This window comes from Paraburkholderia bannensis NBRC 103871 (assembly GCF_000685015.1).
Lineage (GTDB): Bacteria > Pseudomonadota > Gammaproteobacteria > Burkholderiales > Burkholderiaceae > Paraburkholderia > Paraburkholderia bannensis.
In genome coordinates this window covers 184,511-206,953 of record NZ_BAYA01000004.1, presented here as the reverse complement: position 1 = coordinate 206,953, position 22,443 = coordinate 184,511, and the positions used below count along the sequence as shown (strand labels likewise).

Genomic DNA, 22,443 nt, shown 5'->3' with positions numbered 1-22,443 from the left:
CCCGCACTCACTCTGTTCATTTCATGCCTTGAAACAGGCGTTATTTCGCGACCACGACCGGAATGCCGCGCAATGCGCCCGCACCCTTGAACGAGTCGATCGACGCCTGCACGACCGCGCTCGTCTTCACGTCCAGGTTCAGGCGCGCGCCAAGCTCACGCTCGCTGCGCTTCACCGCCGCGAGGTTCGCGAGCTTCACGTGGCCATAGCCGCGCACGCGCTGGTGCAGGTTCGCGAGCTTCGCAATCTCGTCGGCGTTGTCTGCCGAGAGCTTCGCAATCGCGCCGCGCAGCGTCGCTTCGTAATCGTCGGCGAGTGCGCGTTCCATGCGGCGCTCCAGCGTCTTGCCGAACGGATCGATCCACGTGCCGCGCACGCCGCGCCCCTTTGACAGCAGCGCAAGCGCGCTCCACAGCCACTGGCCGAACTGCATCTTGCGCGGCGGCTGGCCGTTCTTTTCGCGGGCGAGCAGCGGCGGCGCGAGATTGAACTTCACCGTGAAGTCGCTGCCGGCCTGGCCTTCGAACTGCGCTTCGAGCGCGGCGCGGAAGGCCGGATCGGCATGCAGCCGCGCGACTTCGTATTCGTCCTTCACCGCGAGCAGCTTGTAGAACGTCGATGCGACGGCGCGCGACAACGCCTGCTCTGCCGAACGATCCGCACCGCGCGCCAGATCGACCAGCGCGCGATAGCGCTTAACAAAGCGCTCGCCGCCATACGCGAGCAGGCGCGCTTCGCGGTCGGCGATCAATTCGTCGAGCGTTTGCGTGAGCTTGCGCGCCGTGGCTTTGGCAGCGGCCGCGCGTTGCGCATCGAGCGCTTCTAGCGCGGCCGGATCGGCGGCGGCCATGCGGCCAATCGAGAACGCGAAGAGATTCGCCTGCACGGCGACGTTGTTCAATTCGATCGCGCGCGTGAGCGCCGCGAGCGACACCGGCACGAGACCCAGTTGCCACGCAAAGCCGAGCATCACGATATTCGCGGCAATCGTGTCGCCCAGATAACGCTGCGCGAGCGCTTGCGCATCGCACGCCGCAAGCGGATCCTTCGCTTCGACCGCGCCGCCGGTCGCCGCATGCCGCATCTTCGCGAGCAAGGCATCGGCGTGCAGGTTGGCTTCGGGGTTCTGCACGAACGAGGCGTTGGGAATCTCATGCGTGTTCACGACGATGCGCGTGCGGTCGTGACGCACGGTTTGCAGCGCATCGGCGCTTGCGCCCACCACCATGTCGCAGGCGAGCAGCAAGTCGGCTTGCTGCGTATCGATGCGCACCTGGTTGAGCAGCGCGTCGGTTGCCGCGAAGCGCACGAACGACAGCACCGATCCGCCTTTCTGCGCAAAGCCCATGAAATCCAGCACCGAAGCGCTCTTGCCTTCCAGGTGCGCGGCCATGCTGATGAGCGCACCCACCGTCACGACGCCCGTGCCGCCCACGCCCGTGACGAGAATGTCGTACGGCGCGTTATCCAGGTGCGTTGCCGGAACCGGCAGCGCATTCACGCGCGCGGCCAGCGCCTGCGGATCGAACGCCGCGCCCGCGGCTTTCTTGAGCTTGCCGCCTTCGATCGTCACGAAGCTCGGGCAAAAGCCGTTCACGCACGAATAGTCCTTGTTGCACGACGATTGATCGATCCGGCGCTTGCGGCCCAGTTCCGTTTCCACCGGCTCGACCGACAGGCAATTCGATTGCACGCCGCAATCGCCGCAGCCTTCGCAGACGGCCTCGTTGATGAAGAGGCGCTTGTCCGGGTCGGGAAATTCGCCTTTCTTGCGGCGGCGGCGTTTTTCGGCGGCGCAGGTCTGGTCGTAGATCAGCACGGTCACGCCCGGCGTTTCGCGCAGTTCGCGCTGCACCGTGTCGAGTTCGCTGCGATGGTGGAACGTCGTGCCCTTCGGGAACAGGCCGTGATGGCCGTCGTATTTCTCGGGCTCGTCGCTCACGACGACAAAGCGCGACACGCCTTCGGCTTCCACCTGACGCGCAATCTGCGGCACGGAAATGCTGCCGTCCACCGGCTGGCCGCCCGTCATCGCCACGGCGTCGTTGTAGAGGATCTTGTAGGTGATGTTGGCCTTCGCGGCCACGGCCTGGCGAATCGCAAGGATGCCTGAATGAAAGTACGTGCCGTCGCCAAGGTTCTGGAACACGTGGCGCGTCTTCGTGAACATCGAATGCGACGCCCAGTCGACGCCTTCGCCGCCCATCTGGATCAGGCCCATGGTGTCGCGCTCCATCCACGACGCCATGAAGTGACAGCCGATGCCGGCCTGCGCGACCGAGCCTTCCGGCACCTTCGTCGACGTGTTGTGCGGGCAGCCCGAGCAAAAGTAGGGCGTGCGGCGCACGGCGTCGGCGACGTTGGAGAGAATCTGCGGCGCGACCAGGTCGACCACGCGCTCGCGGCGGTCGAGCGCGGGCTTGTGCTTCGCGAGCCACGTCGCGAATACGGGCAGGATGCGCGACGGGCGCAGCTCGCCCAGATCGGAGAGCAGGAGCGTGCCGTCTTCAGCATGCTTGCCGACGATGGCGGGGCGCGCGCCGCTCGTGCGGTTGTACAGATGATCCTTGATCTGCTGCTCGATCACCGGGCCTTTCTCCTCGATGATGAGCACGTTGTCGAGCCCCGCGACGAACGCGTCGATGCGCGACATTTCCAGCGGAAACGACAGGCCCACCTTGTAGATGCGCACGCCCGCCTTTTCGAGGTCGTCGACGGTGAGGTCGAGGCGGCGCAGCGCTTCCATCAGGTCAAGGTGCGCCTTGCCGCAGGTGACGATGCCCACGTTCGCGTGCGGGCTGGGCGCGATCCACTTGTCGATGCTGTTCACGCGCGCAAAGTGACGCACGGCGTCGAGCTTGGCGGCGAGGCGCTGCTCGATGGCGAGACTCGGCAGGTCGGGCCAGCGGTTGTGCAGTCCGCCGGGCGGCGGCGTGAAACCTTCCGGCGCGACCCAGTCGGTCTTGAGCGCATCGAGATCGACGGTCGAGCCGGATTCCACGGTCTCCGAAATCGCCTTGTAGCCCACCCACGCGCCCGAGTAACGCGACAGCGCCCAGCCATAGAGGCCGAATTCGAGCATGTCCGCGATATTCGACGGATTCACGACCGGCATGTGCCAGGCCATCAACGCGAAGTCGCTCTGGTGCGGCATCGACGACGACACGCAGCCGTGATCGTCGCCCGCCACCACCAGCACGCCGCCATGCGGCGACGAGCCGTAGGCGTTGCCGTGCTTGAGCGCGTCGCCCGCGCGATCGACGCCCGGGCCCTTGCCATACCACATCGCGAACACGCCTTCGACGGTGCGTTCCGGGTCTTCTTCCACGCGCTGCGTGCCGAGTACTGCCGTACCGCCCAGTTCTTCGTTGATGGCGGGCAGGAAGCGCACGTCGGCGGCTTCGAGCAGTTTCTTCGCCTTCCACGCCTGCTGGTCGACCATGCCGAGCGGCGAGCCGCGATAGCCGCTGATGAAACCGGCGGTGTTCAGCCCATGCGCGCGGTCGAGCGCGCGCTGCATGAGCGGCAGGCGGATCAGCGCCTGGGTGCCGGTGAGGAAGATGCGCCCGCGCGTGGCGGTGAGGTTGTCGGTGAGCTTGTAGTCGGCGAGGGGCGGCGTGGCAGGCGTGTCGCCAAAGGCGGGGCGCGCAGTCATGGGGGAGTCTCCGTTTTTCTCTGTGACGCACCGTCGTTCGATGCGTTGAAGACTCTATTTTTTCGCGCCAATGATGGAAATTTTTTGCTAACTAATTGGGGCTGACCTCGATTCGCGCGACAGTCTGCCCACGGTCGCGCGATTTTGAGAGAGATTTTCCCGCGCTGCGCGCGCGCCGCCTGGTTTCGCTCAAATCAGGTTCGGGCCGTAAGGCCTGGTGCCCTCGAACGCGACGACGTCGTGGAAGTGCGTGTAGTCCATCACGCTGCCAGCGGCGGTATCGGTCATCAGGTCGACGTAGCGGTACTGCCAGCGAATATCGGCGTCGTTCCAGATGTGGCGCGCCTGCATGGTCTGCGCGGTGGATTCGTCCGAGCCTTCGATCACCACATGCAGCGACGCGCCCTGGCGCGCGAGTATCTCGGCGGTCGAGCCGTGCAGCGGGCTCGATTCGTCGATCACGTGCATCAGGTTCCAGCCGAGCGTGAAAAGCGGATGCTCCGCGCGCACGAGTTTCAGGTCGTAGATGCGCCGCGCCGTGTAGCCGTCCGACGAGGTTTCTATGCGGATCAGGCGCAGCTTCGCGGTGGCTTCGGCGATCACGTTCTGGCGCGCATTGGCGGCGCGCACCATCAGCGTCATCTGCCCTTCGAGCGGGTGGACGACCGCCTGGCGTGCAAACCAGATCTTCGCGCGTGGCCGCGAGAAGCGCGCGAACACGAGCCCGGTAGCCAGCGCGACGCCCGACATCCCGACAAAGATTTCGAGCGTGGCGACCAGGTGCGCGTAGACGGTTTGCGGGTGCATGTCGCCGTAACCGACCGTGGCGAGCGTCTCGACGCTGAAGAAGAACGCTCCCATGAAACCGTGCGGGAACTGATTCGCGATGGGTGCGGTGCCGAGCTGATAGAGACAGGCGAACACGGTGTTCAGCACCATGAACAGGCCCGCGAGCGACGCGAAGAAGGTGGGCCAGCGCATCGTCAGCGCGAAATGGTAGAAGTCCGTCCAGGTCTGCACCGGCATGCCGTAGACGATCACGTCGCGCGCGCCGACGCGCACTTTGCGCGCGCCGCGCAGGGGTGGACTTGCAGGTGTGGCGGAGGCGGTGTCGGATTGGGCGTCAGTGGCGGCGTGCTCGCGGCGCTCCGGCGAATCGGATGTCATGGCAGTCCCTGCTGCGGGGTCGAATAGCCCGCAAGCGTAGCAATGCCAACGAAGCCGGACAAGCGCCAGCGCGCGCAGGTTTGCTGCGCTGCATCAAAACGGGAAATCAGGCTGCCTGGAAACGACTCAAGCGAACGACGCTCAAGCAGCGGTTGCGGTCACGGGAACGCGCGCGGCTTCGGAATGCCGGCGCCATGATCGATGTCGGCGATGGCCTGGCGGCGCGCCGCGTCGATGGCTTCGGCGCTCTGCGGAAAGCCGCTGCTGCCGCCGATCGTGATCCACGGCTGAACCGGCTTGTCGCGATGGGTGATCTGATATTCGGCGTCCCAGCGTGCACCTTGCAGCTCAAGCGGATGCACGTGGATGGCGTAGACGCCGTAGAGGAAAAGTTGCTCGGTCATGATGGCCTCCTGACCGTGGTTGCCGCGTGGTTGCAGCAGGGTTGCCGCGAAGTTGCCGGATATTGCCGCGCGCGATGTGTGATCCGCGCGGGCCGCGACCGGCGCGAGGGACGGGATCGCCGCCCCACGCGCGTTCATGCAGGAACGCCATACGACGCGCGAGCGCGCGCCTCACAGGTGCCGTTACAGCTCCAGTTCGCCGAGAAGGCGATGCGCCAGCGCCTTGGCTTCTTCCAGCGCTTCCTCGGGCGTGCCCGAGGCTGCTTCGACTTCGTAGAGGGCGTTCTCAAGCTCCTCGCCGTCGTCGCGCGCCAGCGACACCATGCCCTGATACTGCCCGGCGTTCATGGGCCGCACCGAGGCGACCGCGGTGTAGATCCCCTTCGTGTAGCTGACGTCTTCCATAGCCTGCTCCTCGCGCAAGGAAAACTCATGCTAGCACGTTGACCGTGCGGCTGCGGGGCATGCTCGTGACGCTGGCGGGGCGCTTTCGTGTCACGCGCGCGGCCAGGCTATGGCAGCGCCTGGACGGTTTTCGAACGGCTCTCCAGCCGTGCTTCGACCGTCTCGCGCAACGCTCAATCCGCGATCAGCGCGACGACTTCGTCGAGCGTCGGCGAATGCGCGCCGGGGCGCCGGCAGGCAGCCGCGCCCGCCGCGAGGGCGAACGCCAGGTGCTGCGGCCAGCTGCGCTGCGGCGTGCTCATCAGGCTGAACATCAGCCCGCCGATGGACGCGTCGCCCGCGCCCACGGTGTCGGCGACTTCGACGCGCGGCGGTGCGGCCTCGAACACCTCGTCGCCCACGTAGAGCGTCGCCGCCTGCGCACCGCGCGTGACCAGCAGCGTCGCCGCCGGATTGAGCGCGCACATCGCGGCGATCGCTTCCGGCTCGCTCTTGTCGGCGAACAGCATGCGCAGGTCTTCGTCCGAGACCTTGATGAGGTCGGCGAGCGCGGCCATGCGGTGCAGGATCGGCTCGTAGCCGTGCGCCATCAGGTTGCGGTAATTCGGATCGAAGCTGATCTTCACGCCTTGCGCGCGCAGCTCGGCGGCGAGCGTCGCGAGCGTCTCGCCCAGCGGCTGGCGCACGAGGCTGATGCAGCCGAAGTGCGCCCACTTCGCGTGCGCGCGCCAGCCTTCGGGCAGCTTCGCCGGATCGAAGGCGAGATCGGCGCTGTTGTCGCCGATGAAGTAGTACGCGGGCGGGTGCGTCTGATGCACGATCGCGAGCAGCGGCGCGCGCTCGACGCGCTGCATGAAGCGCATGTCGAGACCGGCGGCGACGCTTGCGTTCCAGAGCTCGTCGGAAAAGTTATCGGTGCCGAGCGAGCCCGCACAGGCGGTGGGCAGGCCCAGCCGCGCGACCGCGCGCGCGACGTTCCAGCCCGCGCCGCCGGGGTGGGCGCGCCAGTGCGAATCCATGCCCGGCGCGCCGGACGTGCCGTGGGCTGCGTCGGCAGGCGCGCCGCGCACGAGATCGGTGAGGATGTCGCCCGCCGAGATGAACGCGGGGAAGCCGGACGAAAAGTCGGGGCCAGTGCTGCAGGTGCTCATCGCTTGATCCTTCGCTGTGTTCCGCTGTGTGCCGCTGTGTGCTGCTGTGTTCCGCCGAATGGGCGTGCTCAGACGCTGCCGTCGGTGCCGTTGGCGCGCGCTGCGGGTTCGTCTTGCGCTTCGTCGGCGACTTCGCGCCCGACTACCGGCGCCATGCCGCGTCCCGGCAGCCCGTTGAGCGCCTCGTAGCACGCGCCCATCGTGTGATAGTCGGTCTTGCCCGCAGGGCTTTTCTCGTCGCTGTACTTGCGGTTGTCGCAAGTGAGGATGCGATACCACGCGCCGTAGCGATGATCGACGAAATGCGCCCAGCTATAGCGCCAGATCTCGTCGTACCAGTCCCAGAAGCGCTCGTTGCCGGTGCGCTTGCCGAGCAGCGCCGCCGTGGCGAACGTTTCGGCCTGCACCCAGAAGTATTTGTCGTGGTCGCAGATCGTGCCGTCCGGGCCGAAGCCGTAGTAGAGGCCGCCGTGATCGTTGTCCCAGGCGCGCGCCATGGCGGCGTCGAACAGTTCGATCGCGCGCGGCAGCAGCCACGGCAGCGGACGATGACGTTCGAGAATCAGCAGCAGCTTGGCCCATTCGGTCTGGTGGCCCGGCTGGAAGCCCCACGGACGGAAGATGTTCGAGCTGTCTTCTTCGTTGTAGTGCCAGTCCACCGACCAGTCGGCGTGAAAGTGCTCCCACACGAGCCCTTGCGAGAGCTTCGCCTGGCGCAGCGTGATGTTCGACGCGACGCGCTCCGCGCGGTCGAGGTAGACGAGGTGGCCGGTCGCTTCATAGGCCGCGAGCAGCGCCTCCGTCGTGTGCATGTTGGCGTTCTGGCCGCGATAGCCGCTGACGACCCAGTCCGCGCTCGCTTCGTCGGCATAGAGGCCCGCTGCGCCGTCCCAGAAGCGGTGTTCCATCAGCTCGAAGGTGGCGCCGATCATCGGCTTCGCTTCTTCGATGCCGGCCATCGCCGCGTGCGAGTAGGCGAGCAGCACGAAGGCCAGGCCGTAGCAGTGGCGCGTGGCGTCGAGCGTGCGCTTCTTGCCGTCGCGCCAGTCGATCTCCCAGTCGTAGCCCTGGTGCTGCGGATCCCAGTGCGCCTCGCGCAGGAACTGCAGGCCGTGGCGTGCGTATTCGAGATGTTGAGGATCGCCGAATTCCCGGTACGCCATCGCGTAGTTGAAGACGTAGCGGCAGCTGCTCACCAGGTGGCGCGAGTGCGCGTTGTAGACCGAGCCGTCGTCGCGGAAGTAGTGAAAGAAGCCGCCCGAGGCGTCGAACACGTTGGGCGCGTAGAAGCGCAGCGTGTCCTCGACATGGCCGAGCAGGAACGCGCGGTCGCGAAAGCTCGCGACGGCGGGAACCGTGCTGCTGTCGTTCGCGACGGCGTGGGCGTGAAGGGTGTCGATGGGCTTCGTCATGGCGATCTCAGGTTGACTGGGCTTGAGCGGCGAGCGCCTGCGGCGCGTTCGCGTTGGTATTCGATGGCGTGTTCGGCGGCGTGGTCTGTGGCGTGTTTGCTGCCATCAGCGCGGCGGTGCTCGCGCGCTCGATCAGGCGCACGGGCAGCACGATCTCCGGCGTCACGGGCGTCTCTTCGAGCAGCAGTTCGACGCCGCGCCGGCCGAGCGCTTCCTTGTCGACGGCGATGGTCGAAAGCGAGGGCGCGGCATGCGACGCACCCGCAATATCGTCGAAGCCGATAATCGCGACGTCCTCGGGCACGCGCAGTCCGGCGGCCAGGCACACGCGCATGGCCGCGAGCGCGGCGGCGTCGTTGTACGCGAACACGGCGTCGGGCGGCGCATCGCCGCGCGCACGCGCTGCGTCGAGCAGGCGCTGCATGGCGTGCGTCGCGCCGGTGTCGGGATCGAGCCCGCCGTCGATGGTCGTTTCCAGCGACGGATCGAACAGCAGCCCCGCTTCGAAGAACGCACGCCGATAGCCGAGCGCCCGCTGCGCGATGCTGTAGTGCGCAAGCGAGCCGCCGATAAACGCCACGCGCCGCCGCCCCATGCCGAACAGGTGATGCATGGCGAGCGCCGCGCCCGCGGCGTTATCGATGTTCACCGAACGCAGGCCCTGCGCCCACAGGTCGATCAGCACGAGCGGGCGTTGCAGCGCGACCAGCGCGTTGAGCGTTTCGGGCTCGACGAAGCCCGCCACGGCGATCGCGTCGGGCGCGTGCAGGCGCAGTTGCTGGACGGTGTCGTCGGCGGGGCCGGCGGTGAGCAGCGCGGGCACGATGGCGTGCTCGCGGCAGGCTTGCTCGACGCCGTGCAGGACGTGCGAGAAGAACGGGCTGGCGGAAAAGTTGTTGTGCTGACGATGCAGCAGGAAGGTGAGGCGACGGATGCGCGGACGCAATTGCGCGCTGTCATAGCCGAGCGTACGCGCGACTTCGACGATGCGCGTGCGCGTGGCCTCAGACAGGCCGGGCTGGTTTTTGAGCGCGCGGGACACCGTGCCGATCGACACGTTGGCCGCCTGCGCGACATCGCGAATGGTTGTCCCCATGGTTCCTGTTGGTGCCTGCCTGTGCCTGCCTGTGCCTGCCTGTGCTTGCCTGTGCTTGCCCGTACGTGCCCGTGCTCGCCGGGTGGTCAGCTTTGCGCCGATTGTATAGTAAAAACCTGGGCGAGCAACGTTGCATCGGGTCTCAAAACCCCGGTAAATACCCGTAATTGCACGGATAAACGTAAATCTACTTGTTTAGTAAAACACACTAAACAGTACCGCCGGGAACGCGGGTTGCGCTATGAGTCGCGTCATCATTCGAACCGTACGGAGGCATCATGCTCGGCACCTTGCTTCTGGTCATTCTGATCCTGTTGCTGATCGGCGCTTTCCCCGCGTGGCCGCATAGCCGCTCGTGGGGCTATGCACCGTCGGGCACGCTCGGGATCGTCGTGATCGTGGTGGTCGTGCTCGTGTTGATGGGGACGATCTAGCGGCGGTCTTGCACCGCGTTGCGGAAAACGAAAAAGGCCGGTGCGGATCGTTCCGCACCGGCCTTTTTTGTATGCGAGCACGTGTGGCTCGCGCTACTCGTGGGTCTCGCTCGCGAAGCGCGAAGACTTCGCGGGGATGGCGAGTTGCGCCTCGGCGTAGACCTCGCCGTGCGAGAGCGCGGGCAGCAATTGAGCGCTCTCGCTGGCCTCGATGGCCACGAGCCCTGTCGCTTCCTGTTTGGCGCGCCGCTTGGCGATCGCGGCTAGCGACGCGATCGCTTCGCTGCCGAGTTGCGCGCCGTCGCCGGGCGCGATGTGCACGCAGCCAATCGCCATCGATACGAAGCCGAAGAAGGTCGGATGGCCGTGCCTGTCCTCGCCGTGGATGCCGCCTGCAGCGCGGTCGGCGGGAGCGTAAAAGCGCAGCGCGCCCGCGTTGAAGCTGTCGATGGCGCGGCTCGCCCGCTCGTGCCATGTCTCGCTCTGGAACAGCACCAGGAAGTCGTCGCCGCCCACGTGGCCGAGAAAATCGCGCGTGGGATCGCAGACATCGGCGAGCACCTGGGCCGCGAACTTGAGCACCTCGTCGCCTTGCCAGTAGCCGTACTGATCGTTGAACGGCTTGAACTGGTTGAGGTCGACGTAGCAGGCATGAAAGCCCGCATCGTGCGACAGCAGCCGCTCGATGTGCGAGCTGATCGGGATATTGCCGGGCAGGAAGGTCAGCGGATTCGCGTAGCGCGCCGCCTGGATGCGCACTTCGGTGACTGCGCGCACGAGGCTCTCGCCGGTGCCGAGTCCTGCGTAACGGCCGTTGTCGGTGATGACGAAGCCATCGGCGAGATAGCGCTGATCGTCGCTCGCGAGCAGCGCCGCCATCTGCTCGACGCTCATCGACTGCTCGATCTGCACGGGCTGCGCGTTCGCGAATTGCAGGCAGGCTTTCTTGCCGAACAGCTCGCGGTGATAGGGCAGCGCGTAGCGATCCATGAACGCACGCCGGTTGATGAGCGCGACGGGCGTCTCGCCTTCGACTACGGCGACCGCGTGCAGGTCGGGCATGCGCGTAAAGAGATCGAGCACGTCGTTATTGGTCGCGCGGCGCGGCAGCGCGGGTGCGTGCACCATCATCTTCTGCGCGGGCGCGCCGCCGCCCGAGCCCGCGCCGCTGTTGCGCGTGAGCTCCGGAAACACGGCGATGTGCTGCGCGCTCAGCGCGGCGCGCGTGCGTTCGTCGAGCTTGCGCGGCGGCTGCGCATCGGGGCGGCCGAGGAAAAAGCCCTGGCCGCTTTCGATGCCCATGTCGCGCAGCACCAGCAGGTCGGCTTCGTTCTCGATGCCTTCGGCGACGAGCCTCGCGCCGCTGGCCTGCGCGAAATGCTGCATGGCGCGCACCGCTTCGAACTTGAGCGCGGTGTTGGCGATGTCCTGGATGAAGAAGCGGTCGATCTTCACGACGTCGGGCTGCAACTGCACCCAGACGTTCATGCTGGCGTTGGCGCTGCCGTAATCGTCGAGCGCGAACTGCGCGCCTGCCGCGCGCAGGGCCGCGACCACGGGAGCGAAATCGCGCAGATCGGCGATAGCGCTTTGCTCGGTCAGCTCGATCACGACGCGATGGGCGTCGATGCGTGCGAACAGCGTGTCGACGCCCATGCTCGCCAGCTGGCACAGCGCCGTGGCGCTGAAGTTCAGGAACAGCTTGCCGTTGCAGCCGAGCGCGTTGAACGCGTCGATGCAGGCCTCGGCGGCGGCGCGTTCGAGCGCGGTGGTGCAGCCCGCTTCGGTGGCTTGCGCGAACAGCGCGGCGGGCGATTCGAGCGGCGTGCCAAGCGGGCCGCGAATGAGGCCCTCGTAACCGAGGATCGCGCCATCGTCGAAATCGACGATGGGCTGGAAAACGGCGCGCAACTGGCGTTGGGCGATCAATGCCTCGATGCCGGTCGAGGACGGGACTGAGCCGCCCTCGGTGATCGTTGGGGCGGACGGCGTGGACGCGCGTGCTGACATGGATAGAGCCGAAATGGCCTTAACGACGGGAATATCGGCAGCAGCGTCGGACAATTAAATGAACTTTTAATGACAGTTCGAAGAAAAATGGTGCGCCGTAGGTAGGCCAACGTTTGCGCGATTGCCGGCTGTTGTTTGTTTACTTTTTACAGCCGGTTCGGGGGCGGTTCAGTGGTCATGCGAGGCGGCGGGAAACGCGGCTCGATGTGAGGAACAGGCAGAGGGGTGAGCAGGGGATCCGGGCAGAACCGATCCCCCGCTGGAGGAGGTGAAACTGGGCCGCTCGCCTGGAGCGGCGAAACCTTATCGGCGTCCCGCCGCAGCCGCGCCACGCGACTCGTCGCCGGTTTCGGCGCCGCGCTCCGCGCTCAGGTCGCGTGCGCCCCAACGCTGCGCGAGCGCCGCGCACACCATCAGCTGGATTTGGTGGAACAGCATCAGCGGCAGCACCACCGCGCCCACGGCATTCGACGCGAAGATCACCTTCGCCATCGGCACGCCCGCCGCGAGACTCTTCTTCGAGCCGCAGAAAATAATCGTGATCTGATCGGGGCGCGAGAAGCCGAGCTTCTTGCTCGTGTAGATCGTGATGCCCAGCGCGAGCGCGAGCAGCACCGCGTTGACGACCAGCAGGCCGCCCAGTGCCGCGAGCGGCGTGTGATGCCAGAGCCCTTCGTTGATCGCCTCGGAGAACGCGCCGTACACGACGAACAGGATCGAGCCCTGATCCACGAACTTGAGCACGCCGCGATTGCGCTCGATCCAGCCGCCGATCACCGGGCGCAGCAACTGGCCCGCGACGAACGGCACGAGCAGCTGCAGCACGATGTTCCACACCGTGTGCCACGCCGAGCTGCCGCCGGCGTTCTGGTTCGTCACCACGAGGCTCACGAGCGCGGGCGTGACGAAAATGCCGATCAGGCTCGACGCCGACGCGCTGCACACGGCCGCGGGCACATTGCCGCGCGCGATCGAGGTGAAGGCGATCGACGACTGCACGGTCGAGGGCAGGGTGCAGAGGAACAGCACGCCCATATAGAGCGCGGGCGTCACGAGCGGCGAGAGCACCGGCTTGAGCGCGAGACCGAGCAGCGGGAACAGGATGAAGGTGCTGGCGAGCACCACGAGGTGCAGGCGCCAGTGCGTCGCGCCCGCCACGATCGCTTCGCGCGAGAGCTTGGCGCCGTGCAGGAAGAACAGCAGCCCGACGGCGATATTGGTGAGCCAGTTGAACGCGGTGGCGGCCTGGCCGTGCACCGGCAGCAGGCTCGCGAGAATCACGGTGCCGACGAGGCAGAGCGTGAAGTTATCGGGCAGGAATTTCGGACGTGCCATCGGACAATCTCAAGTGCGCGTGTCGGCGCCTGGCGGTGCGCGTCGTGTAACGCTTGAGACGCGGGCACTGCGGTTCATCGGGAGCCCTGAGCGGGAAAGCACTATTGTCCGCGCAAGGTAATTGAAAAAGCAAATTCATTTGAGGTATCGATTGATGAGCAATGCGCATGACGGGGCGCAGGGTTCTGCATTCGATCGCGCTTTCGCAGTGTCGCAAGTCAATTAAATCGACGTGTGTTTTCCGTCCGATGATTACCGTTTATTCGCTGATTCGTCATGCAAAAGACCGGTTCTCAAGTACGACGAAACATGCGCTTCCCAATGCCCCGCGAAGCCCGTGGGCGCAGGCTCAATCGGGTTCGAAGGAGCACAAAACAGGCCCGCGCCGCAACCCTCCAAAACCCGAAAAATCGTGCAGTAACATGGTGTTACAACCCTTCCGAGGGCATAACACTTTTTGGCTCGACACCCTGGACGGGCGCCCATAAATTACCGTCAAGGATCCTGTGTAGACCGTTGTGGTTGCAATCGTTACGCATAACAGCGCATGGGTTCCGGGAACTGGCCCGCCATGGCCCGAATGGCGGGCGGTCATGCGGATCGTCGGGCAGGTGATCGACATAATGCGCGCAGGGTTGTTACGGATTGGACAGTGGACGCTAGGGGCCGTTTTGGCGGCCCTCGTCGCGCTCGCCCATGCGCAGCCCTCATTTGCGCCGCACGGTGGCGGCGGCTTTCATGGCGGCGGCGGGTTCGGCCGCGCGCCCATGATGCGCGAGGCCTCGCCGATGCACTGGGGCGGTGGCGGACACTTCAGCGGTGGCATGGCGGCGGCTGGCGGTCGCGAGCGTCACAACGGCGCTGCGCCGATGCGCGTGGCCGACCAGGGCGGCTGGCGCGAGCGCGGCGCACCGGGCGGCGCGCGTCAGGCCGAGCGCCGCGAAACCCCCGGCTTCAGCAACAACCCCTACGGCAATGGCTTCGGCAACGGCTTCAACGGCGGGCGCGGCCCGATTCAGCCGGTGAGCGCGGAAGCGCGTCAGGTGCCGCATCCTCCTGCCGATTCCCCGGTACGCGCCGGTTCGATCCGCGAAGACGTTGCGCGCTACAACGAAGAGCGCGCCGCATTCCGTCCGTTCCAGCGCGGCGGCGGCGATGTGCCGCGTCCGCCGATGCCCTCGCCTTATCGCAACTAGCTGGCCCCCAAATCGGGCATAAAAACGCGTTCTGGTGCAATGTTGCACCGCAGCGCGTTTTTGCATTGAGCGAACCTCGCCATCGATCCGGCGACCCAGCCGCAAACTTTCCCCGTCTTACCTCTCTTCTGCGCCGACGCCCGCCTGCGTCACTGCGCCGCTCAAAACCGGCTTGATTTGCCCGTTTCTCCCGCGAAGCGATTTTTCGTGCTGAAACTGACGCGTGGATACCACACTTTTTTGGAAATCACTCGTCATACAGAACCCTTTCGTCATCAAATCCCCCCTTCGCTGTGGCGGCGCGTCAACGGCTTGCGCGGAGAGCGCAAAAATCGGGCAGAAGCCCCGTCCATGCGGGCCACGAGCCCAACGTCGTTCGTGTTGCGATGCAGCAAAAAGAGCTGAAAAACCACTCGCGACAGATTTTGCGGACAACAAACTAATCGGGCCGATATACCGGCGATAACAGCCGATATTTTTGTCCATAAAAATGGTTCGCGAAGATGGTTCCGCCCAGAACGGCCACGCCTGCGAACGACGAAAAAACAAACGGTTTGCGCGAGCGCCACAGCCGCCAGTCACACCTTTTTTGACAAAGACAGGAGAACCCATGAATACAGCCGTCAGCCGCGCGCTGCGCTCCCCGCTGCGTACGTCCCTCAAGGCCGGCGCGATTGCCGCCTTGCTCGCCGCCGCATCGTCGTCGGCCTTCGCGCAGTCGAGTGTGCAGCTCTACGGTCAGGTCGACGAGTGGGTCGGCGCCACGCGCTTTCCGGGCAGCCAGACCGCATGGAATGTCGGCGGCGGCGGTATGTCCACGTCCTACTGGGGCTTGAAGGGCTCGGAAGACCTGGGCGGCGGCTACAAGGCCATCTTCACGCTGGAAAGCTTCTTCCGCGCGCAGAACGGCCAGTACGGCCGCTTCTCGGGCGACACGTTCTTTGCGCGTAACTCGTACGTCGGCATCGAATCGCCCTACGGTACGGTCACGGCGGGCCGCCTGACGACGCAGCTGTTCGTCTCGACGATTCTGTTCAACCCGTTCATCGATTCGTACACCTTCTCGCCGATGGTGTACCACGTGTACCTGGGCCTCTCGACGTTCCCGACCTACACGACCGACCAGGGCGTGGTGGGCGACTCGGGCTGGAACAACGCGGTTCAGTACTCGACGCCGAACTTCAACGGCCTGTCGGGCTCGGTGATGTACGCGCTCGGCAACACGGCCGGCGAAAACGGCAAGAAGAAGTGGAGCGCCCAGGCGCTGTACTTCCACGGCCCGTTCGCCGCGACGGCGGTCTATCAGTACGTGAACTTCAACAACAACCCGGGCGATATCGGCAACATCGTGAGCGGCGACACGACCGTCGTCGGTCTGCGCAGCCAGGGCGTCGCGCAAGTCGGCCTGTCGTACGACCTGAAGTACGTGAAGTTCTTCGGCCAGTACATGTACACGAACAACAACAGCGACATCAACAGCTGGCACGTCAACACGGCGCAAGGCGGCGTGTCGGTGCCGGTCGGCCCGGGCACGGTGATGGCGTCGTACGCGTACTCGCGCGACAGCGGCGGCCTGAACCAGACGCACAACACGGCGGCCGTCGGCTACGACTACCCGCTCTCGAAGCGCACCGACCTGTACGCGGCGTACATGTACGACCACTACGACAACATGTCGACGGGCATGACCTACGGCGTCGGCCTGCGCGCGAAGTTCTAAGCCCGCGCGGTTTTATCGCCATGCAAAACCCCGTGCTGCTCGCAGTGCGGGGTTTTTCTTTTGGCGCAACCGAAACCGAAACTGAAACCGGGAGCGCCGCACCGCTGCGCGTTTGGCTACCAGGAATTGATAAAGCGCGCACAATATCGCGGATTGTTTCCTGATTCCGATGCACCGATAAGAGCGAAGAAGAGCGCGATGGATACCCTCGTCAGCATGAAAGTTTTCCGGCAAGTGGTGGAAGCGGGGAGCTTCGTCGCGGCGGCCGAACGGATGAGCATGTCCGCGGCCATGGCCAGCAAGCACGTGATGCACCTTGAACAGCAGCTTGGCGCGCGGCTCCTGAACCGCACGACGCGCCGCGTCGCGCCGACCGAAGCGGGCCGCGAATACTACGAGCGCGTCGCCCAGGCGCTCACCGAACTCGACGAAGCCGGCCAGATCGTGGGCGCGGCGAGCGTGGTGCCGCAAGGGCGCTTGCGCGTGTCGTCGCTGACGGCTTTCGGGCTGCGTCATGTGATGGGCGCGGTCGCCGACTACGCCGCCGATTTCCCGCAGGTGACCGTCGATATCACGCTGTCGGATCGCGTGGTCGAACTCATCGACGAGGGTTTCGACGTGGCGATCCGCGCGTCGCCTTCGGGGCTCAAGTCGTCGTCGCTGATCGCGCGGCCGCTGGCCACGGCGCATATCGTGCTGTGCGCCTCGCCGGAGTATCTGCGCCGCCACGGCGTGCCCAAATCGGTCGCCGATCTCGCGAAGCACAAGTTCGTGCATTACGCGGGCGCGTCGGCGGCGGAGCTTGCGCCGTTCTCGGAAGCGGGCGCGCGCCCGAAGCCCGGCGGCAACCTCATCGTCAATCACCTGGAAGCGCTGCGCGTGGTGGTGCTGCAAGGCGGCGGCCTGTCGATGCTCGGCACCGAAGTGATCGGCGACGATATCGCGGAGGGCCGGCTCGTGCCGCTGCTCGTCGATGCGCTGCCGCCGCGCGAGCTGCCGATCTACGCCGTCTATGCAAGCCGCCGCCATCTGTCGGCGAAGGTGCGCTCGTTCGTGGACTTTCTCGCCACGCGCTTCAACGAGCGCGCGCTCTGGCCGAACGCCGATGAAATCCGCGTGCTGGCGGCGCAGGCCGCGCAGCGCATCAAGGCCTGAGGAAGGGAACCGCGCTTAGGGCTTAGCGCTTAACGCTTGCCGCTTACCGCGCGATTCCCAGCTTCGTCTTCGCCTCGTCGTATTCGCGCTTGAGGCGCTCGACCAGTTCCGCGACCGAGGGCACGTCGTCCATCAGGCCGACGCCCTGGCCCGCGCCCCAGATGTCTTTCCAGGCCTTGGCCTTGTCGCCGCCGAAGTTCATCGCCGACTTGTCCGATTCCGGCAGCGCGTCCGGGTCGAGTCCCGCGTTGACGATGCTCTCGCGGATGTAGTTGCCGTGCACGCCCGTGAAGAGGTTCGTGTAGACGATGTCGGCGGACCTGGCGCTCAGGATCGCGTGCTTGTAGCCCTCGACCGCATGCGCCTCCTGGGTGGCGATGAAGCGCGTGCCCATATAGGCCAGATCGGCGCCCATCGCCTGCGCCGCGAGGATCGAGCCGCCGTTGGCGATCGCGCCCGACAGCACGATCGGCCCGTCGAAGATGCGCCGTACTTCGCCCACCAGCGCGAACGGCGAGGTCGTGCCCGCATGGCCGCCCGCGCCCGCCGCCACCAGGATCAGCCCGTCCACGCCCGCTTCGAGCGCCTTGCCCGCGTGGCGCAGGTTGATGACGTCGTGCAGCACGATGCCGCCGTAGCTGTGCACCGCGTCGAGCAGTTCCTTCGGCGGCGCGCGCAGGCTGGTAATGAAGATCGGCACGCGATGCTGAACGCACACGCGGATATCGTGCTCAAGACGCGCGTTCGACTGATGGACGATCTGGTTGACGGCGATCGGCCCGATCACGGCGTCGGGATGGGCGGCCTTGTGCGCGGCCAGCTGCTCCTGGATCTGCGTGAGCCATTCGTCGAGCAGTTCGGCGGGGCGCGCGTTGAGCGCCGGGAACGAGCCGACGATCCCCGCCTTGCACTGCGCGAGCACGAGTTCGGGGTAGCTCACGATGAACATCGGCGAGGCAACGACGGGCAGGCTCAGGTTTTGCAGAACGGAGGGCAAGGCCATAGAGGGGTCTCCTTAGGCGCGGAATCGGTCGGGCGCCTGGTCTCGATCAGGCTCGATCAGGATAAGTTTGGCTTGATGTATGTCAGATTTTGTCTGCGCTGCATCAGCGAAACTCACTTGAAAACGGTCGTTCGATTATAGGTGCGACGTAGGGATTCCACCGTTCGTCTGACATTCGAGGGAGTGTTCGGTTTCTAGCGCTATGGGCCTTAAAGCACGGTCTGCGCTCGCGAGTGCCTCATACAATGGCGGGACTAACAGGGACAAGAGAGAGACAAATCATGCCGTTCGAGGGATACACGCGTTTCACCGTCCGCACCGCCGACGGCGTCGACATCAACGGGATGCGCGGCGGCGAAGGCCCGCCGCTGCTGCTCCTGCATGGCCACCCGCAGACGCACATGATCTGGCATCGCTGCGCGGCCGATCTGGCGAAGCACTTCACCGTGATCGCGACCGACCTGCGCGGCTATGGCGACTCGTCGAAACCGGCGAGCGACGTGACGCACGCGGCCTACTCGAAACGCGTCATGGCCGCCGACCAGGTCGCGGTGATGAAGCACTTCGGCTTCGAGCGCTTCCTGGTTTGCGCGCACGATCGCGGCGCGCGCGTGGCGCATCGCATGGCGCTCGACCATGCGGACGCCGTCGAGCGCCTGATGCTGCTGGACATCGCGCCCACGCTCGCGATGTACGAGCAGACCGACCGCGAGTTCGCCACGCTCTATTTCCACTGGTTCCTGCTGATCCAGCCCGAGCCGCTGCCCGAAGCGCTGATCGGCGCGAATCCCGATGCGTATATCGAGCGCGTGATGGGCGGCCGTCACGCAGGTCTCGCGCCGTTCGCGCCGAAGGCGCTGGGCGCGTACCGCGCGGCGCTGCGCCAGCCGGGCGCCGTGCATGCGATGTGCGAGGACTATCGCGCGTCGGCGACCATCGACCTCGAACACGATCGCGCCGATATCGAACGCGGCAACAAGGTCGGCTGCCCGCTGCGGGTGCTGTGGGGCGAGCACGGCGTGATCCAGCGTTGTTTCGATCCGCTCGCCGAATGGCGCAAGGTGGCGCGCGACGTGAGCGGCCGCGCGCTGCCCTGCGGCCACTACATTCCCGAGGAAGCGAGCGAAGCGCTCGTCGCCGAAATGCTGTCGTTCTTCGAAGCGACCGAGCGCTAAAACTGCGGATTAAACGAGCGGCGGCAACCGGCGTGGCACGGGCGTCGTCTTGACGATGGCGCTGCTCGTTTCCGCGCGCTCGGTGACCTTGTTAAGGATCTCGTCGAGCTGTTCGATCGAATGCAGGTAGACGCGGGCGATGAAGCAGTCGTCGCCCGTCACCTTGTCGCATTCGACGAACTCGGGGATGCGCCGCAGCATCTCCTCCACCAGATGCAACTGGCCCGGCAGCGGCTTCACGCGCACGATCGCCTGCAGCGTGTAGCCGAGCGCGCGCGGGTCGATCCGCACCGTATAGCCGCCGATCACGCCCTGCGCTTCGAGCCTGCGCATGCGCTCCGACGTGCTGGGCGCGGACAGCCCGATCTGGCGCGCGAGCTCGCTCACGCTGGCGCGTGCATCCTCGGCCAGCGCCGCGAGCAGCGCGCGATCGATGTCGTCGAGCGGGGCGGGCGCATTGGCGGCATTCAAACGCTTGTTCATGATTTCGCTCATCTGTCGGGCATAGTGCCTTCGATTCTAAGGCGAGCGAAAGTTTTCGCCTTGCTTTTGCCATGTATTGCGCGTCGGGCAGCCAGTAAACTGAACGGCAGAATCTCGACAAGGAAAGACAACATGGCATCCCCAGAAGTGCGCCGCGGCGCGGGCGAAATGGTCGTCGCGATGCTGATGTCCGGCACCATCGGCTGGCTCGTGGTGGCGTCGAAGCAACCGGCGCTCAACGTCGTCTTCATGCGCTGCGTGCTGGGCGGCGCGACGCTCGCGCTGGTCTGCGCGGCGCTCGGCCTTTACCGGCGCGCGCTGCTGCCGTGGCGCACGCTCGGCCTCGCGGTGCTGGGCGGCGCGGCCATCGTCGCGAACTGGGTGCTGCTGTTCGCGGCGTATTCGCGCGCGTCGATTTCCATGGCTACGGCCGTCTACAACACGCAGCCGTTCATGCTCGTCGGCCTGGGCGCACTGCTGCTGCGCGAGCGCGTGAGCGCGTCCACGGTCGTGTGGCTGGCGCTGGCTTTCGTCGGCCTCGTGGGCGTGGTCGAGGTTCAGCCCGCCGTGCTCGCGCTGCCCGGCGAGTACCTCACGGGCGTGGCCTGCGCGGCAGGCGCGGCCTTTCTGTATGCGATCTCGGCGATCATCACGCGGCACCTCAAGGGCACGCCGCCGCACCTGCTCGCGCTTGTGCAACTGGGCTTCGGTGCGCTCGCGCTGGCGCCGTTCATCCATTACGGCACGCTGCCCGACACGCCCGTGCACTGGGCGCAGATCGTCACGCTCGGCATCGTGCATACGGGCGTGATGTACGTGCTGCTGTACGGCGCGATCCAGAAGCTGCCCACGGCGATGACCGGCGCGCTTTCGTTCATCTATCCGGTGATGGCGATATTCGTGGACTGGTTTGCATTCGGCCAGCGGCTTGCCTGGATCCAGGTGGCGGGCGCGGCGCTCATCCTGCTCGCGGCGGCGGGCGTGAACCTGGGCTGGCGGATCGTGCCGCGGCGGGAGAAGGCGCGCACGGTCTGACGCTGTGTCGCGAGCCGCAGAAGCCCGTTGGCGGTGTAAGGCGATGTGAGGCAGTGCGCCCAGGCGCGCCGTTCGGAGAGTGCCCGCATAATGTCGCGGATCGCTTTCCCGACCCTCCCGACCCCGCATGCCCACCCCTGAAATCAGCCGCGACGAAGCCGAACTCATCCGTGCCAAACGGCGCGCGTTATTCCTGCTGATCGCCGCCGCCGTGGTGTTCGTCGTCACGGCGCTGTCGCCGCCGGGCGTGATCGTCGACGGCATCAAGGCCGTGAGCGAAGCGTCGATGGTCGGCGCGCTGGCCGACTGGTTCGCCGTGGTCGCGCTGTTCAGGCGCGTGCCGATTCCTTTCGTGTCCGCGCGCACGGGCGTGATTCCGCGCAACAAGGATCGCATTGCCGACGAACTCGCCGTGTTCGTGCAGGAGAAGTTTCTCGACGTGAATTCGCTCGTCGGGCTGATCCGCCGGCACGATCCGGTCGAGCGGCTGTCCGGTTGGCTCACCGCGCCGCACAACGCGCAGCGCCTGGGCGATTACGCCGTGCGGCTCATGTCGGGCCTGCTCGGCCTGACCGACGATGCGCGCATCCAGGCTTTTATTCGCGATGGCTTGCATGCCGCGCTCGACAAGGTCGATCTGTCGAAATCGGCGGGCGCGATCCTCGACACGCTCACGAAAGACGGCCGCCATCAGGAACTGCTCGACCGCATGCTCGACCAGCTTGGCCTGCTGCTGGCGGAGGAAGGCACGCGTGAGTTCGTGGCGTCGCGCATCGTCGATGGGCTCAAGAGCGAGTTTCCGAAAAGCGAATGGATGCTGCCATCCGAGTGGCTGGGCGACAAAGGCGCGCGCGTGCTGGAGAGCGCCGTGAACCGGCTGCTGCTCCAGGTGAGCGAGGATCGCGAACATCACCTGCGGCAGAAGTTCGACGAGGTGATGCAAAAGCTGATCGTGCAGTTGAAGAACGATCCGGCGTTCTTGCGCAAGGGCGAGGAACTCAAGGCGAGCCTGCGCGAAGGCAGCGCGCTCAACGACTACACGCGCGAGCTATGGGACAGCCTGCGCGGCTGGCTGCGCAACGACCTGGAGCGGCCGGATTCGACGCTGCACGCCAAAGTGGCCGCGACGGGGCAGTGGCTCGGCCAGGCGCTGGCCGCCGACGCCGACCTGCGCGCCTCGCTCAACGGTCATCTGGAAGACGCGGCCCGCGCCATGGCGCCCGAGTTTTCGCGCTACCTGACGCATCACATTCGCGACACGGTGCGCAACTGGGACACGCACGAGACCGCGCGGCTCATCGAACTGAAGATCGGCAAGGATCTACAGGGAATTCGCATCAACGGCACGTTGATCGGCGGCACGATCGGGCTGGGGCTGTACCTCTGCTCGCATCTGTTCGAATGGTTGCGCCTGCAACTCGGCCTATGAAATGGCGCGTGCGCTGCCGCATGACAGGTTCGTGAACGTATCGCGCATAGTTTCGGAGCGCGAAGCAATATGTGCCTGTTTTTACGGGTGTTTTCAGGCCCGGGCGGGGCTCCCGGTTTGTAGGGAAATCACCGATGCGGCACGCAATCACGCGCGAGTATGATCGGCTCGAACGTTT

19 protein-coding genes are annotated in these 22,443 nt (G+C 65.8%); 7 read left to right on the top strand and 12 right to left on the bottom strand.

From position 1 onward, the window contains the following. Positions 1-40: 40 nt before the first annotated feature. The 7 genes from BBA01S_RS06970 to BBA01S_RS40360 form a co-directional block, all read right to left on the bottom strand. Positions 41-3,655 carry an indolepyruvate ferredoxin oxidoreductase family protein gene (locus BBA01S_RS06970; protein ID WP_027815797.1) on the bottom strand — a complete coding sequence of 1,205 codons (3,615 nt, stop codon included), beginning with the start codon at positions 3,653-3,655 and terminating at the stop codon, positions 41-43. 189 nt (positions 3,656-3,844) lie between these two features. Continuing rightward, positions 3,845-4,822, bottom strand: coding sequence for an ion channel (locus tag BBA01S_RS40370; protein ID WP_084161919.1), 978 nt, complete (start codon positions 4,820-4,822; stop codon positions 3,845-3,847). A 158-nt stretch (positions 4,823-4,980) separates the two neighbouring features. Then, entirely contained in the window at positions 4,981-5,226 is a 246-nt protein-coding gene (locus tag BBA01S_RS06960) for a hypothetical protein (protein WP_027815796.1), read from the bottom strand. 183 nt (positions 5,227-5,409) lie between these two features. Beyond that, positions 5,410-5,631, bottom strand: a complete 222-nt coding sequence (locus BBA01S_RS06955; RefSeq protein ID WP_027815795.1) for a hypothetical protein — start codon at positions 5,629-5,631, stop codon at positions 5,410-5,412. A 173-nt stretch (positions 5,632-5,804) separates the two neighbouring features. Continuing rightward, on the bottom strand, positions 5,805-6,782 hold the full coding sequence (locus BBA01S_RS06950; protein ID WP_027815794.1) for a carbohydrate kinase family protein: 978 nt from the start codon (positions 6,780-6,782) through the stop codon (positions 5,805-5,807). Positions 6,783-6,850: 68 nt separating this feature from the next. Then, complete coding sequence (locus BBA01S_RS40365) at positions 6,851-8,194, bottom strand: AGE family epimerase/isomerase (protein WP_084161916.1); 1,344 nt, start codon at positions 8,192-8,194, stop codon at positions 6,851-6,853. A gap of 7 nt (positions 8,195-8,201) precedes the next feature. Further along, the gene (locus tag BBA01S_RS40360) at positions 8,202-9,290 is read right to left on the bottom strand and encodes a LacI family DNA-binding transcriptional regulator (RefSeq protein WP_042296287.1); all 1,089 of its coding nucleotides are present in this window, start codon (positions 9,288-9,290) and stop codon (positions 8,202-8,204) included. Between the two features lie 278 nt (positions 9,291-9,568). On the opposite strand from BBA01S_RS40360, the gene BBA01S_RS45755 reads away from it, so the two are divergent. Further along, positions 9,569-9,724, top strand: coding sequence for a DUF3309 family protein (locus tag BBA01S_RS45755; protein WP_042296285.1), 156 nt, complete (start codon positions 9,569-9,571; stop codon positions 9,722-9,724). A gap of 93 nt (positions 9,725-9,817) precedes the next feature. Here BBA01S_RS45755 and BBA01S_RS40350 read toward each other — a convergent pair whose 3' ends face one another. Together BBA01S_RS40350 and BBA01S_RS40345 are read right to left on the bottom strand one after the other, a co-directional pair. Beyond that, positions 9,818-11,734 (bottom strand): EAL domain-containing protein, encoded by a 1,917-nt coding sequence (locus tag BBA01S_RS40350; RefSeq protein WP_084161913.1) that lies wholly within the window; start codon positions 11,732-11,734, stop codon positions 9,818-9,820. A gap of 303 nt (positions 11,735-12,037) precedes the next feature. Further along, positions 12,038-13,069, bottom strand: coding sequence for a bile acid:sodium symporter family protein (locus BBA01S_RS40345; protein ID WP_042296283.1), 1,032 nt, complete (start codon positions 13,067-13,069; stop codon positions 12,038-12,040). A 671-nt stretch (positions 13,070-13,740) separates the two neighbouring features. Between BBA01S_RS40345 and BBA01S_RS40340 the strand changes: the two genes are divergently transcribed. After that, a complete protein-coding gene (locus BBA01S_RS40340) occupies positions 13,741-14,265 on the top strand; it encodes a hypothetical protein (protein WP_052391691.1) in 525 nt (174 codons plus the stop codon). 117 nt (positions 14,266-14,382) lie between these two features. Here the strand turns inward: BBA01S_RS40340 and BBA01S_RS46715 are convergent, their stop codons facing one another. Further along, positions 14,383-14,877 carry a hypothetical protein gene (locus BBA01S_RS46715; RefSeq protein ID WP_156965880.1) on the bottom strand — a complete coding sequence of 165 codons (495 nt, stop codon included), beginning with the start codon at positions 14,875-14,877 and terminating at the stop codon, positions 14,383-14,385. On the opposite strand from BBA01S_RS46715, the gene BBA01S_RS06915 reads away from it, so the two are divergent. Together BBA01S_RS06915 and BBA01S_RS06910 are read left to right on the top strand one after the other, a co-directional pair. Beyond that, positions 14,876-15,985 carry a porin gene (locus BBA01S_RS06915; protein ID WP_027815793.1) on the top strand — a complete coding sequence of 370 codons (1,110 nt, stop codon included), beginning with the start codon at positions 14,876-14,878 and terminating at the stop codon, positions 15,983-15,985. The genes BBA01S_RS46715 and BBA01S_RS06915 overlap by 2 nt on opposite strands. A gap of 198 nt (positions 15,986-16,183) precedes the next feature. After that, entirely contained in the window at positions 16,184-17,140 is a 957-nt protein-coding gene (locus BBA01S_RS06910; protein WP_027815792.1) for a LysR family transcriptional regulator, read from the top strand. A 43-nt stretch (positions 17,141-17,183) separates the two neighbouring features. Here BBA01S_RS06910 and BBA01S_RS06905 read toward each other — a convergent pair whose 3' ends face one another. Next, the gene (locus tag BBA01S_RS06905) at positions 17,184-18,143 is read right to left on the bottom strand and encodes an NAD(P)H-dependent flavin oxidoreductase (RefSeq protein WP_027815791.1); all 960 of its coding nucleotides are present in this window, start codon (positions 18,141-18,143) and stop codon (positions 17,184-17,186) included. A 281-nt stretch (positions 18,144-18,424) separates the two neighbouring features. Between BBA01S_RS06905 and BBA01S_RS06900 the strand changes: the two genes are divergently transcribed. After that, complete coding sequence (locus tag BBA01S_RS06900; RefSeq protein ID WP_027815790.1) at positions 18,425-19,318, top strand: alpha/beta fold hydrolase; 894 nt, start codon at positions 18,425-18,427, stop codon at positions 19,316-19,318. A 9-nt stretch (positions 19,319-19,327) separates the two neighbouring features. Here the strand turns inward: BBA01S_RS06900 and BBA01S_RS06895 are convergent, their stop codons facing one another. Next, positions 19,328-19,801, bottom strand: coding sequence for an Lrp/AsnC family transcriptional regulator (locus BBA01S_RS06895; RefSeq protein ID WP_027815789.1), 474 nt, complete (start codon positions 19,799-19,801; stop codon positions 19,328-19,330). A gap of 132 nt (positions 19,802-19,933) precedes the next feature. On the opposite strand from BBA01S_RS06895, the gene BBA01S_RS06890 reads away from it, so the two are divergent. Together BBA01S_RS06890 and BBA01S_RS06885 are read left to right on the top strand one after the other, a co-directional pair. After that, positions 19,934-20,836, top strand: coding sequence for a DMT family transporter (locus tag BBA01S_RS06890; protein ID WP_027815788.1), 903 nt, complete (start codon positions 19,934-19,936; stop codon positions 20,834-20,836). Positions 20,837-20,963: 127 nt separating this feature from the next. After that, entirely contained in the window at positions 20,964-22,265 is a 1,302-nt protein-coding gene (locus BBA01S_RS06885) for a DUF445 domain-containing protein (RefSeq protein WP_245641437.1), read from the top strand. Positions 22,266-22,443: the final 178 nt, after the last annotated feature.